This is a genomic window from Streptomyces sp. ISL-36 (genome assembly GCF_018614205.1).
In the GTDB taxonomy this organism is placed as follows: Bacteria; Actinomycetota; Actinomycetes; order Streptomycetales; family Streptomycetaceae; genus Streptomyces.
The window spans coordinates 21,962-35,303 of record NZ_JAGGOS010000075.1 but is presented as its reverse complement, the minus strand read 5'-3'; the positions used below and the strand labels follow the sequence as shown (position 1 = coordinate 35,303).

9 protein-coding genes are annotated in these 13,342 nt (G+C 73.4%); 2 read left to right on the top strand and 7 right to left on the bottom strand.

The genetic code is table 11. The features are described from left to right. A partial coding sequence (locus J7E93_RS20465) for an SbcC/MukB-like Walker B domain-containing protein (RefSeq protein ID WP_285440934.1) occupies positions 1 to 1,897 on the top strand: 1,897 nt, incomplete at its 5' end. Here J7E93_RS20465 and J7E93_RS20460 read toward each other — a convergent pair. The 3 genes from J7E93_RS20460 to J7E93_RS20450 form a co-directional block, all read right to left on the bottom strand. Continuing rightward, entirely contained in the window at positions 1,887 to 2,333 is a 447-nt protein-coding gene (locus J7E93_RS20460; RefSeq protein ID WP_215071360.1) for an Lrp/AsnC family transcriptional regulator, read from the bottom strand. The genes J7E93_RS20465 and J7E93_RS20460 overlap by 11 nt on opposite strands. A gap of 74 nt (positions 2,334 to 2,407) precedes the next feature. Continuing rightward, the gene (locus tag J7E93_RS20455) at positions 2,408 to 4,111 is read right to left on the bottom strand and encodes a DUF885 domain-containing protein (protein WP_215071359.1); all 1,704 of its coding nucleotides are present in this window, start codon (positions 4,109 to 4,111) and stop codon (positions 2,408 to 2,410) included. Positions 4,112 to 4,160: 49 nt separating this feature from the next. Beyond that, complete coding sequence (locus J7E93_RS20450) at positions 4,161 to 4,658, bottom strand: Lrp/AsnC family transcriptional regulator (RefSeq protein WP_215071358.1); 498 nt, start codon at positions 4,656 to 4,658, stop codon at positions 4,161 to 4,163. 60 nt (positions 4,659 to 4,718) lie between these two features. On the opposite strand from J7E93_RS20450, the gene J7E93_RS20445 reads away from it, so the two are divergent. Next, positions 4,719 to 5,933: a PLP-dependent aspartate aminotransferase family protein gene (locus J7E93_RS20445; protein ID WP_374105408.1), complete on the top strand. Its 1,215-nt coding sequence runs from the start codon at positions 4,719 to 4,721 to the stop codon at positions 5,931 to 5,933. Here the strand turns inward: J7E93_RS20445 and J7E93_RS20440 are convergent. From J7E93_RS20440 to J7E93_RS20425, 4 genes are all read right to left on the bottom strand, one after another. Beyond that, positions 5,851 to 7,293, bottom strand: coding sequence for a GNAT family N-acetyltransferase (locus tag J7E93_RS20440; RefSeq protein ID WP_215071357.1), 1,443 nt, complete (start codon positions 7,291 to 7,293; stop codon positions 5,851 to 5,853). The genes J7E93_RS20445 and J7E93_RS20440 overlap by 83 nt on opposite strands. 89 nt (positions 7,294 to 7,382) lie before the next feature. Further along, entirely contained in the window at positions 7,383 to 10,109 is a 2,727-nt protein-coding gene (locus tag J7E93_RS20435) for a DUF6493 family protein (RefSeq protein WP_251066826.1), read from the bottom strand. After that, on the bottom strand, positions 10,106 to 11,476 hold the full coding sequence (locus J7E93_RS20430) for an SWIM zinc finger family protein (protein WP_215071356.1): 1,371 nt from the start codon (positions 11,474 to 11,476) through the stop codon (positions 10,106 to 10,108). Before J7E93_RS20430 ends, J7E93_RS20435 begins: the two co-directional genes overlap by 4 nt. Before the next feature lie 100 nt (positions 11,477 to 11,576). After that, positions 11,577 to 13,163 carry an alkaline phosphatase gene (locus J7E93_RS20425; protein ID WP_215071355.1) on the bottom strand — a complete coding sequence of 529 codons (1,587 nt, stop codon included), beginning with the start codon at positions 13,161 to 13,163 and terminating at the stop codon, positions 11,577 to 11,579. Positions 13,164 to 13,342 lie beyond the last annotated feature (179 nt).

The following is a 13,342-nucleotide window of genomic DNA, read 5'->3' as shown; positions in this document are numbered from 1 at the left end:
CGCCGCCGAACTGGCCGCCGCCCTGACCCCCGGGGCCCCCTGTCAGGTCTGCGGCTCCGCCGACCACCCGGCCCCGGCCCGCACGGGCGCCGACCACGTGGATCGGGCCGCGGAGGACACCGCCTACGCCGCCTTCACGTCCGCGGAGGAGGCCAGGGCCACGGCCGAACGCGAGCTCGCGGTCATCAGGGAAGCCTGGTCCGCGGCCCGTGCGGAGGTCCTCGCGGGCCCGGCGGACGGAGAGGCCCCGCACGCGTACACCGCTGCGACGGGTACGGCTCGTGAGGTGGCCGCCTCGGGAGGTTTGACCGGGACCGCTTTGTCCGGGACCGCTTTGTCCAGGACCGGTTTGGCCGCGACCGGTTTGTCCGGGACCGGTTTGGCCGCCACCGCCTCGTCCTCGGCCCGGCCGAGTGGCGGTCCGGCCGGCGGCGAGCGAGGGGCGGACGGCGCACGGGGCACGGGAGCCGCGACCGGCGGGTCGCTGCCCGCAGGGAGGCGCGAGGCCTCTCGCGCCGACCTCACGGACGGCCGCGAGGCGCGGCTCGACACCGTCCCCGCGCAGGGCGCCGGATCGCGAGACGCCGAGTCGGCCGACCGTACGGAAGCCGCCGTAAGCGAGCCGAGCGTCGAGGAACTGGCCCACGAGGTGGCGGAGTTGACCCGGCAGCATGCCGAGGCGCACGCGCTCGCCGGGCAGACGCACGGCGCGCGCGAGGCTCTCGCCCGCGCGGAGCGCGAGTACGAGAGCCGGGTCGGGGCCCAGCGGGACGCCGAGCGGCGGGTCGCCGCACGGACCTCGCAGCGCGAGGCGCTCGAGCGGGAACAGACCGTCCTCCACGCGGAACTGGCCCGCGGCCGGGGCGAGTCGGGCAGCGTCGCCGAACACGCCTCACGGCTGGAGCGGCGGATCGCCATCCTGATCGACGCGGCCGAGACCGTACGAACCGTCGACAGCACCGCCCAGCGGCTGAAGGACGCAGACGACCGGCTCGCCGACGCCGCCTACAGCGCCGGGTTCGACACCCCCGCCGCGGCCGCCGCCGCACTCCTGGAGGACGGCGAACGCCGCACCCTCCAGCACCGCCTGGACGCCTGGCAGGCGGAGGCGGCCGCCGTCGCCGACCGGCTCGCCGAGCCGGAGACCCGGGCCGCCGCCTCCCGTCCCCCCGCCGACCCGGCGGGCGCCGAGGCCGCGCACACCGCGGCCGAACGGACCCTCCGGGACGCCACGTCGGCCCTCGACGCCGTACGCGACCGGTGTGCCGAACTGGCGCGGCTCTCCGGCGAGGCCGACACCGAGGTGCGCCGTCTCGGACCGCTCCGCGTCACGTACGAACGCGTCGCCCGGCTCGCCGGACTCACCGCCGGCACCTCGGCCGAGAACGAACGCAAGATGCGCCTGGAGTCGTACGTCCTGGCCGCCCGGCTCGAACAGGTCGCGGCCGCCGCCACCGCCCGGCTCCAGCGCATGTCCTCCGGTCGCTACACCCTCGTCCACTCCGACGCCCGCTCCGGGGGCAGGCGCGCCGGGCTCGGGCTTCATGTCGTCGACGCCTGGACCGGCAACGAGCGGGACACCGCCACCCTCTCGGGCGGAGAGACGTTCTTCGCTTCCCTCGCGCTCGCACTGGGCCTCGCCGACGTCGTCACCGACGAGGCCGGCGGTGTCCGGCTCGACACCCTCTTCATCGACGAGGGCTTCGGCAGCCTGGACGACCAGACCCTCGACGAGGTGCTCGACGTCCTGGACTCCCTGCGCGAAAGGGACCGCAGCGTCGGCATCGTCAGCCATGTCGCCGACCTGCGTCGCCGGATCCCGGCCCAGCTGGAGGTGGTCAAGGAGCGGCACGGTTCGGCCGTGCGGCTCCGTACGGCAGGCGGCCTCAGCGACTGATGGCGCGGCGGGGGAGCGGGGAGGAGTACACGACGCTCGTCGTCACGGAGCCCAGCGAGGCGATCTTCCCGGAGATCTCCTCCAGGTGCTTCATGGATCGTGCGGCGACCTTGAGCACGAAGCAGTCGTCGCCCGTCACATGGTGCGCCTCCAGGACCTCCGGCGTGGCGTCGATCAGATCGTGGAACGGCTTGTAGTTGCCGTTCGGGTAGCGCAGCCGGACGAAGGCGAGGATCGGCAGACCGAGCCGTTCCTGGTCCACCACGGCCGCGTACCCGGCGATCACGCCGGCCTCCTCCAGCCTGCGCACCCGCTCGGTGACGGCGGACGCGGACATTGAGACGGCCCGGGCCAGCTCGGCGAAGCTGGCCCTTCCCTGGGACTGCAGGGCTTCGAGGATGCGCCAGTCGGTGGCATCCGGTGCGTATCCGGTCATGATCGAGAAATACAGGGGAATCCCCGGGCGATCAAGGGATGCCCGGGGAGTTCTCGGAGCCGCGAGGTCTCGTCTCAGAGACGTGAGATCTCGTCCACCAGGTCGTCCAGACCCAGCGGCCCCTGTGAAAGCGCCGCCATGTGCCACGCCTTCGCGTCGAACGCGTCGCCGTGCGCCGCGCGCGCGTTGGCGCGGCCGAGGAGCCAGGCCCGCTCGCCCAGCTTGTAACCGATGGCCTGTCCCGGCATCGAGAGATAGCGGGTCATCTCGCTCTCGACGAAGGCCGGCGGCCGGCTGCTGTGCTGCTGGAAGAACTCCTGCGCCAGCTCCGGTGTCCACCGCTCGCCCGGGTGGAACGGCGAGTCCGCCGGGATCTCCAGCTGCAGGTGCATGCCGATGTCCACGATCACTCGACAGGCGCGCATCATCTGCCCGTCCAGGTAACCGAGCCGGCGCTCGGCGTCCGGCAGGAAGCCCAGCTCGTCCATCAGCCGCTCCGCGTAGAGCGCCCAGCCCTCGGCGTTGGCGCTGACCCCGCCGATCGTCGCCTGGTAGCGGGAGAGCCGGTCGGCCACGTGCACCCACTGGGCGATCTGCAGGTGGTGGCCGGGGACACCCTCGTGGTACCAGGTCGACACCAGGTCGTACACCGGGAAGCGGGTCTCGCCGTCGACCGGCAGCCAGGTGCGGCCGGGGCGGGAGAAGTCCTCGGAAGGGCCGGTGTAGTACGGGGCGGCGGCGCCGCCGGGCGGGGCGATGCGCGACTCCACCCGCCGTACCCGCTCGGCGAGTTCGAAGTGGGTGCCGTCGAGGGCCTCGATCGCCTCGTCCATCAGGCTCTGCAGCCAGACCCGGACCTCTTCGACGCCCTCGATGTGGGTGCCATGGACGTCCAGGTGTGCCAGAGCCTCCCAGGGGCCGGCGCCGGGAAGGATCCGCTCCGCCTCCGTCCGCATCTCGCCGAGGATGCGGTGGTACTCGGACCAGCCGTAGGCGTACGCCTGGTCGAGGTCCAGGTCGGTGCCGTTGAAGTAGCGCGACCACCGCTGGTACCGCTCGCGGCCCACCGTGTCGGGCGCGTCCGCGACGGCGGGGGCGTAGACGTCGCGCATCCAGTCCCGCAGCGCGGCGACCGCCTCGGTCGCGCCGCGCGACGCCGCGGCGAGCTCCGTCCGCAGCTCAGGGCGCAACGACTCCGGCCCGGAGGCGGCGAACTCCTCGAACCAGCCCCGGCCTCCGGTGCTCCCGCCGGACCACTCCGTCAACTGGTCGATGAACGTGGCGGTGGGCCGGGGGCCGCCCAGGAGTTTGCGCTCCAGGCCGAGCGCGAGCGAGGCGCGGTAACCGTCGAGAGCCGCCGGGACCGCGCGCAGCCGTCTGCCCACGGCCTCCCAGTCCTCCTCCGTCTCCGTCGGCATCACGGTGAACACCATCCGCACACTGTGCGCGGGGGAGCGCATGTTGCTGACCGCGCAGAGGCCCTCGTCGGCGTCATGGACGGCGAGTTCGGCCGTCAGGCGCTCCCGCAGCAGCCGGCCGCAGCGCCGTTCGGCGTCGGAGTCCGCGCCCGGCCGCCGCTCGGCCTCGTCGAGCAGGGCCAGGGTGCGGCGGGCGAGTTCGGCCACCGCCTCCTGGCCGGCCGGCGAGAAATCGGGAAGGAGGCCGGCGCTCTCTTTGACTCCCAGGTATGTACCGGTGATCGGGTCGAGTTCGATGAGTGCGTCGACGTAGGTGTCGGCGACCTGGCGGGGCAGCGCGCTGCTGGAAGTCTCTGGCATGAGGCTCATCCTCGTGCCTCCACCGTCCCCGCGTCACCCTCGATCCCTCTCACTCGGCCGACAAATGAGCGCCCGGAACGGGGGGAAGGAGCGGTCCGCACTCCCACTGCTGGAAGATCAGCCGGGTCTCGACGCGGGCCACCTCGCGGCGCGAGGTGAACTCGTCCAGCACGAGTCGCTGCAGGTCGGCGGGGTCGGCCACGGCCACGTGCACGAGATAGTCGTCGGGCCCCGTCAGATGGAACAGCGCGCGCGACTCCGGGAGCGCACGAATCCTGTCGACGAACGGACCGATCAGTTCACGCCGGTGCGGGCGCACCTGTACGAGGAGGAGCGCTTCCAGACCACGGCCGAGTTTGGCCGGATCCAGCCGTAGCCGGTGCCCCTGGATCACTCCCGTGCGGCGCAGCCGTGCCACCCGGTCCAGGCAGGTGGACGGTGCCACGCCGACCTCGGCGGCGAGCTCGCGGTAGGTGGTCCGGGCGTCGTTCTGCAGGAGGCGAAGAATGTGCAGATCGACCGGGTCCAGTACGACAGAATCAGCCATCTGCCGAACGTAGCACGGTGGTATCCCCCTACTTTCCGGTATCCGTTCACAGTGCCCGTCATGTACATGGACTACGACGCCTCCACCCCCAGGGCTCTGGCCACCGAAGCCGTGCACGCGGGCCGCGAAGATCTCGCTGAGCTCGGTCTGCACGCCCCGCCGCTCGATCTGTCCACCACCTATCCGTCGTACGACACCCGCGCGGAGGCCGCGCGGATCGACGAGTTCGCCACCACGGGCGCCCGGCTGGAGGGCCCGCCGGTCTACGCGCGACTCGACAACCCGACCACCGCCCGCTTCGAGACGGCGCTGGCCCGTCTGGAGGGCACCGACTCCGCCGTGGCGTTCGCCAGCGGCATGGCGGCGCTCACCGCCGTCCTGCTGGCGCGGGCGAGCCTCGGTCTGCGCCATGTGGTCGCCGTCCGGCCGTTGTACGGCTGCAGCGACCATCTGCTGAACGCGGGCCTGCTCGGCACCGAGGTCACCTGGACCGACCCGGCCGGCATCGCCGAGGCGATCCGGCCGGACACGGGCCTGGTGATGGTGGAGTCCCCGGCCAACCCGACCCTCGCCGAGGTCGACATCCGTGCGGTCGCCCACGCCTGCGGGTCGGTTCCGCTGCTGGTGGACAACACCTTCGCCACTCCGGTGCTGCAGCGACCGGCGGAGGACGGCGCCCGGATCGTGCTGCACAGCGCGACCAAGTACCTCGGTGGGCACGGTGACGTCATGGGCGGCGTGGTGGCCTGCGACGAGGAGTTCGCCCGGGTGCTGCGCCAGGTGCGGTTCGCCACCGGCGGTGTGCTGCACCCGCTCGCCGGCTATCTGCTGCTGCGCGGCCTCGCCACCCTGCCCGTGCGCGTACGGGCCGCCTCGGCGACGGCCGCCGAACTGGTCCGGCGGCTCGCCACCGACCCGCGCATCGCCCGGGTCCACTACCCCAGGGTGGGGGGCGCGATGGTCTCCTTCGAGGTGTACGGAGACCCGCACGACGTGATCGCCGGCGTACGGCTGATCACGCCGGCGGTCAGTCTCGGCAGCGTCGACACCCTGATCCAGCACCCGGCCTCCATCAGCCACCGGATCGTGGCCGAGGGAGACCGGCGCTCGGCGGGCGTCAGCGACCGGCTGCTGAGGATGTCGGTCGGTCTGGAGGACGTCGAGGACCTGTGGCGGGATCTGACCCAGGCGCTCAGCGCTTCACCCGCTGATACGGCGCGTGCTCCTCGTACGGCGGACGACTCGGCCGCGGAGTTGCCGCGAGCCGGGCGGTGATGACCAGGGTCCCCTCCTCGATCTGGTAGTCGAGGGGGAGGTTCAGCGCCCGCATCGCGGCCACCATCGCGGTGTTGGAGGACTGGGTCACGGCGTAGACGCTCTCGCATCCCGCCTCGACGGCCATCGCGACCAGCCTGCCGAGGAGTTCGGAGCCGATGCCCCTGCGCTGCCAGTCGTCCTCGACCATCAGGGCGACCTCCGTCTCGTCGCCGTCCCAGAGCAGATGGCCGAGGGCGACGAGACGGCCGGAGGCCGTCTGCACGGCGAGGGTGCGGCCGAAACGCGGGCTGAGGAGATGGTTGAGGTAGCGGTCCGCGTCGCTCACCGGACCGTGGTAGCGCAGGCCGAGGGTGCGCTCGGAGCAGCGGTCGTGCATGGCGCGCGCCGCGACGAGGTCGCGCTGGTCGGCACGGCGGACCGTGATCTCGTTGCCCTCGGGGAGGGTGAGGACGTCCTGGCTGCGCGGGATGCGCGGGCCGAGCCGGGCGTCGAGCTCGACCAGCGCCCGGGCGCGGGCGAACTCGGTGGGGGTGAACGGCAGATAGGGCCGCTCGATGGTGATCGCCCCGCCGCTCGGGTCGCGCAGCCGCATCACCGTCTCCTCCAGGACGCCCTCGACCGGGGCGGTCTCCCCGGTGGGGCGGCCGCTCAGGGAGACGGCCGGCAGGGAGTGGATGGTGCAGCGGCCGAGGAGTTCGCGCAGGGCGAGAGGGAGTTCGGCGGCGTCGAGCGCGGTCCGGGTCGCGAGACCGAGCAGTCGGGTCGGCGTGTCCACCAGGTCGTGGGCGTCGGCCCGTTCGATCCAGGTGCCGCTGCCGCCCGCCATCGCGATCTCCCGGGTCAGCTGCGTGGCCTGGAGCGCGGCGGGAGCGCGCAGCAGGAACTCGTCGACGGTCCCCTCGGCCAGCGGGTGCGTCTGCAGGGTCAGGATGTCGACGCCGTGGCGGGCCAGGGCCGTGCACAGCGCGGCCAGACTGCCCGGGGCGTCACGGACGGTGGTCCGCATCCGCCAGAGCACCGTCTCGACGGGCTCGTCGGAATCGCTCCGCTCGGCGCCGGTTCCCAGGGGCGTGGCGGTGCCGGTGGCCGAGGGCGGCGGGGCCGCCCCGCTGCCACCGGGATCACCGGCCGGCGGCGCATGGCTGTGGCGCCGTGCCCACCAGGTGTGGAAGGCGGCGGTGGCGATCAGCGCGATCGCCGAGAACACCAGCATGTACGGACCCTCGGCGCCGCGGACGACCGTCTTGGCGATCGTGTCGGCCACCACCACGGCCGTGAACAGGGCGGCCAGTTCGATGAGGTCCCGCCGCCAGTGATGGGGGCGGCGGGCACTCTTCGCAGAAGTCACATCAGTCATGACTTCACTGTGACCCAGCGGTGTTGCGTGATCACGAACGCTTTGTGACTGACGGGTTAAGCGCTGATCTGGGGTCTTAGTGACTGTTTTCAACCAGTTGTGTCGCGGTCCGATCGGTTTCCTGGGGCGTTTTTCTGCAGTGCCTTCCCCAGCCGCCTGGCCTGCACCAGAAGCTGGGAGGACCCGCGCCGTGCCGCGGTCGCCCCGAGACCCGGTATCTCCCCCGTCGCGCCGCACCGCTCCGCGCAGTCGGCGGCCACCGCCAGCAGCTCGCCGAGCCCGTGCACCGGCCGCCCGGCCGCGAGCAGCTCGGGCAGCGCACCCGCGAGGACGGACCATGTGGTGGCGTACGCGCCGGTGGCGGCAGCCGTACGGACCGCCTCCGCGAGCCGGTTGGCCTTGACCGTGCCCTCGTCCACGAGCCCGGCGAGCGTGGCCCCCAGCCGCTCGGCGTCGAGCTCGCCCCGGGCGGCCAGGACGAGAAGCGCGTCCACCGCCGTCAGCCGGTCCTCCGCATGACGGCAGCCGAGGCCGAGTGCCAGCGCCAGATGGAGCGCCGGGCCGACCGGGCCATCGGCCTCGGCCAGCGCGGTGAGGTCCTCGGCCGCCCCCCTGCCGTCCCACTCCACGCTGCGGGCCAGCGTCGGCAGCAGCCAGGCCGCCAACGTCTCCCGATCGTCCGGAAGGACGCTCGCCCAGTTCTGCCGATCGCCGCTCCCGTGATGGCACCGGCCCGCGGTCTCCGCCAGCGGCGAGCCCAGCCACCGGAAGGCGGGCGGGAAATCGTGCCAGGCGACCGGCCGCGCGGGAGTGTCGTTCTCCAGGCGATCGTCCAGCCACCACCTTCCGGAGTGCATGTCCCGCCCACGGGGAAGGAACCGCACCCGCGGGGCGAGCGGGGGTTCCCTCGTCAGCCACTCCGAGAGCCGCTCACCTGCCAGGGTGCCGAGGGCCGCCGCCCCCGCGGCCGCCTCCCGCGCCGAGGCGTCGGCCTTGCGGACCCGCAGCAACGCCTGCGCGAGGTCCGCGGGAGCGGGCGCCACTCCGCTGTCGCGGTAGACGCGCAGCCGCTCGACCAGCACGGAAGGGGCGAGCGCCCCCGTGTGCCAGCTGGGCGCGGCCAGCAGGAACGGGAGCCGGCCCGTGGTGATCACATGAGCCGCCTCCCACAGACGGGCGTCCACCGCTCCCCCCAGGGCGGTGTGCGCACAGGTCGCCGAGCCGTGATCACGGGCCCGGCCCGCGTCGATGCGCGACTCGGGCACGGTGCCGAGCAGCGCCGCGAGGACCACGTCGATGCCGTGGGTGTCGTACACGAAGGTGTCCAGGCGGCGACCGTCCACATGCGTATGGGTCCAATACGCGCCGGCGAACGCGGTGCGGACCGCTTCCCTGAGCGCCGCCCGGTCCCGGTGGGCGTGCCGGATCAGTCCGCCCAGGGCCCGCTCGAACTCCTCCGCCGTGTGCGTACGCCCCTTGGACAGCGCCACCAGGTCCTCGACCAGCTCCGCGATCGTCTCCGCCGGCGCCGCGACCGGGCGCAGCTCCGGCACCGGCGGGAGGGTCTCCTCGTACGGGGCGTCCTCGCCATCGGCCGGCGCGTCACCGAACAACTCCCGCGCGGCCTGATGGTGCACGGGGCTCAATAGCGCGGCCGCTCCGGCCAGTTCCACCCGCACCTGCTCGTCCACCGCCGACAGATGGCGGCCCACCAGCTTCAGCGCCCGCTCCTGCAGACCGGTGTCCTCGTGCCCGAAGGCCTCCGCGACCACCGGAAGGAGCTCCGCCGCCTGGGCGGGTTCCTGCCGGAGCACCTTCCCGAGGAGCGTCAACTGCGCCCGGACCAGCTTCTTCTCCGTACGGAAGAGCACCGGTCCCGACATCTCGGCCAGATCCCGGACCGACAGCGCACCCTCGGCCGCGAGTCCGGCGAGGATCCCCTGGGCGTACGCGGCGACCGACGAAGGGGCGTCGCCGGCCATCCCGATCCACTCCGCCCTCTGCTCCTGGCGCTCCTGGGCGGTCGGTTCGAGTAGTTGGAGCAGGGCGAGGGCGAAGCGCAGATCCCGGGGGCGCCCGCCGCGCAGCAGACGCGCGACGCAGGCGTCCACCAGGGCCGCGCGGTCCAGGACGCCCTCGTCGGCCAGCGCCTTGACTGCGGTCGGCCAGTGAGTCGGGCTCTCCGGCCCGACCGACCAGGTCAACCGGTCGGGCGTCTCGGCCATCTCGATCGCGCGGGGCACCAGGACGGGCGTCTGCGGGTCGGCCCGCAGCCGTACGAGGAGCTTGCTGTCCGTCACATGGCGTGTCCAGCCGAGGACGTACCCGTCGGTGGTCGGTACGGCGCACCCGGAGCGCACCACCAGCTCGCGCACGAGGGGATACTCGCCCTCCGCGACCGCCGGGCGCTCGGCCAGCCGCTGCGCCACACCGCCCAGCCAGACGGGGTCGCGGTCGGCGAGCACCGAGAGGACCGGCTGCCATGCCGGGCCCCCGTCCGAGAGGTCGCGGCCCCCGATCCACGCCGCCGCGGCGGCCGCCCCCGTATGGCACCCGGCCCCGGCGATCCGCAGGGCGCGCTGCACCCGCGTGCGCTCGTTCCAGCGGTTCCAGTCCCAGCCGCGCACTTCGGCCCTCAGCGCCTTGAGCTCCGACAGGACCGCCTTGCGCTCGGCCGCGTCCAAGGACTTCAGCAGCTCCGGCACATCGTCATGCCGCCCCTCGCGCACCGCGAGCAGCAGCGCCGCCGCCGGCTCGGTCACGGGCGCCGCCGCCACGGGCACCGCACTGGCCGCCACCTTCACGCTCCCCGTCATCGCACACCTCCGGCGAACACCGCGCCGCGCCGCGCCATCCGTACCGCCAGCGCGTGCTTGCACGGCCCGCGCCGTCCCCGGTAGTCCGCCCACCACTGGCAGGTGCAGCTCAGCGCCCCGCCCGAGTCCCTCACCTGATGACGCCGTTCGCCCGAGGCGACCGTCGCGAGATCGCCGTCCAGGGCGACCGCTCCCTCGGCGACCAGGGCACGGGCGGCCACCAGCCGGGGATTGTGCCGCTCTGCACGGTCCGCGTCGTACGGCAGCTCCCGGTGGAAGTAGGACGCGTCCGCCACGTCGTACCCCACCCGGCCCGCCGTGCCGAGCCGGGTCAGAGCGGCCCGCACCCGGTCCACCGGAAGGCCCGCCCGTGCCCCGAGCTCGGCCACGTCGATCCGCGGCTCCCAGGCGAGGAGCACCGAGATCAGCTCCGCGTCCCCGGCCGCCTCCTCCGTCGCGAGGGCCTCCAGGACCCCGCCCTCGCCGGAGAAGCCCCGCGAGGCGTCCGGGGAGAGCGTGAGCGTCAGACGCATTCCCGGCAGGGCCACCTCCCATGCGCTCGCGGTGGCCGCCCCGTCCGGCACCGGCCCGTACACCCGCAGCGCGGTCGCGTGCCGCAGCACCCGCTCGAGCGCCACCAGCCGGTCCGGCCCCGGCAGACAGACCGCGCCGGCCACCGGCCGGGTCGTCGGCCGCAGCGTCCTGCCCGACTGCACGACCCACAGCGGCCCGCGCCCCCGACCCTGCGAACGCGGCAGCGAGCGAAGGAAACGCACCGCTTCGGACCCTGTCAGCTCCCCCCGCAGATCGAAACCCGAGGAGGCCACCTGCGCCTCGGCGAATCCGCGCAGCCAGCGGTCGGGAAGCGGCACCTTCTTCTCCACGACCGCGCCCTGAAGCGTCGTCACGGCCAACTCCGCGGGGCCGACCCGCAGATGGAGCGGATCGTCACTCGTCATGCGCGACAGCGCCTCGCGCAGCGGATTGTTCACGTCGACATTGGTCGTCCCATGGCCGGTCTCGGACCCGTCGAGCCCCTCGCTCAGCACGTCGAGCCGCGCGTACACCCCGCCGCAGCCGGAGAACGACTCGAACCGCAGCCGATCGCCGTTCCCCGTCACCACCGGGTCCAGGGACGCCGGCCGTATCCGCTGGTAATAGCGGGCGGCCGCCACGTCCGCGACCGCAAGCAGACCGCGCGCGGCGATCTGCGGGGAGGTCAGGAACCCGGAGAAGAAACGGGGATGAGCCTCGGCCCCGGCGGGGGTGAGGCCCCCTGAGGTCTCCAGACCGAGCAGCCGGCCGGCCCCTGAGAACTCCAGGGCGGACGGGCGTGAATAGGCGAGCGCCTGTACGGATCGCGTCATGGAAACGACGGTAGGACCCCCCACTGACAATCGGCTCCCACCGGCCTCCGGCCGCTCACCGGCCGGCTCGCCCCGGCTCACCCAGCAACTCACCGGCCGGTCACTGGCCGATGCGCCCCGGCTGAAGCACCTTGCTGAACAGGACCGTTCCGCCCTCCGCGCGCAGCCGGACGGTCAGCTCGCCGCTGCCCCCGTCGATGTCCACCTCCCCGAAGTACTGCGGACTCTCCATCGGCGAGAGGTTCGCCCGCTCCGGGGCCCGGACGAAGACCCGCTCGGGGCCGAAGGTGGCGTCCAGTGCGCTGGCCGGGAAGCCGCCCGCGGCCAGCGGCCCGGAGACGAACTCCCAGAACGGCGCGAAGTCCTGGAAGGCCGCCCGCTCCGGCGCGTAGTGCTGCGCCGAGGTGTGGTGGACATCGGCGGTCAGCCACACCGTGCCCGTGATCCGACGGTGCTTGATGAAGCGCAGCAGCTCGGCGATCTGCAGTTCCCGGCCGAGCGGGGCGCCCGGGTCTCCCTGCGCGATCGCCTCGACATTCGTCGCCCCGTCCGGGACGACCAGACCCAGCGGCATGTCGGCGGCGAGCACCTTCCACACCGCCCGCGAACGGCCCAGCTCCCGCTTGAGCCAGGCGAGCTGTTCCGCGCCCAGGATGCCGGTGGTGTCTTCGGACTGCCGGCCGGGGGAGTTGGCGTTGCGGTACGAGCGCATGTCCAGGACGAAGACATCCAGCAGGGGCCCGTAACGCACCACCCGGTGCATCCGGCCCTCCGCGGCGCCACCGCGCGCGTGGAGCGTGGACACGGGGACGTACTCGGCGAAGGCGCGCGAGGCCCGGGCGGCCAGCACGTCCACGTCCTTCACCGTGTAGCGCACGTCGTCCAGGATCTGGCCGGGATACCAGTTGTTGCGGACCTCGTGGTCGTCCCACTGCACGATCGAAGGCACCTGCGCGTTGAAGGCGCGCACATGGTGGTCGAGGAGGTTGTAGCGGAAGTTGCCGCGGTACTCGTCCAGCGTCTCGGCGACCTTCGACTTCTCCGGAGTGGTGACGTTCCGCCAGATCCGGCCGTCGGGCAGCGTCACACTGGGCTGGATGGGACCGTCCGCGTAGATCGTGTCGCCGCTGCACAGGAAGAAGTCAGGGTCCAGCCGGCGCATCTCCTCGTACGCCCGGAAACCGCCGATGTCCGGGTTGATGCCCCACCCCTGCCCGGCGATATCGCCGGACCAGAGGAAGCGGACCCCGTCGCGGCGCCGCGCCGGAGCGGTACGGAAGGTGCCGAGGACCGGTTCGCCCGTACGGCGCGGATCGTCCGGGTCGGCGAGGGTGACCCGGTAGTGGATCTGCTCACCGGCCGGGAGCCCGCGCAGCGCGGTCGTCCCGGTGAAGTCGCTCCCCGCGCCGAGCAGCGGCCCGTGGTGGCGGTGGACGCGGCGGAACGATGCGCTCGCCGAGGTCTCCACGATCATGCGCGCCGGCCGGTCCGAGCGGACCCACACCAGACCCGACGAGGCCGTGACGTCCCCCGTCTGCACGCCCCAGGCGGCCCGCGGCCGCCCCGAGAGAGCCAGCGCCGGGGCCGCCGCCGCGCCGCCGCCGAGGGTGAGCGCCGCGGACGCGGCCAGCGAGCCGCACAGCACACTGCGGCGGTCGGGGGACGGGCCGGGGATGCGGTCGGACATCGAGGTGCCTCCAGGTGCGGGTCCGGGTGGGTCCGTGGTGCCGCCCCATGCCTACTGGTCGGGGACGGCGCGCACACGAACCCCGTATGAACAGAACGGGCACGCCCCCCGGCCCCCCGGCCCCTCCGTCGTGGGCACCGCCCCGTCCCCGCCGGCCCGCCGGCCCGTCCGGTCCGTCC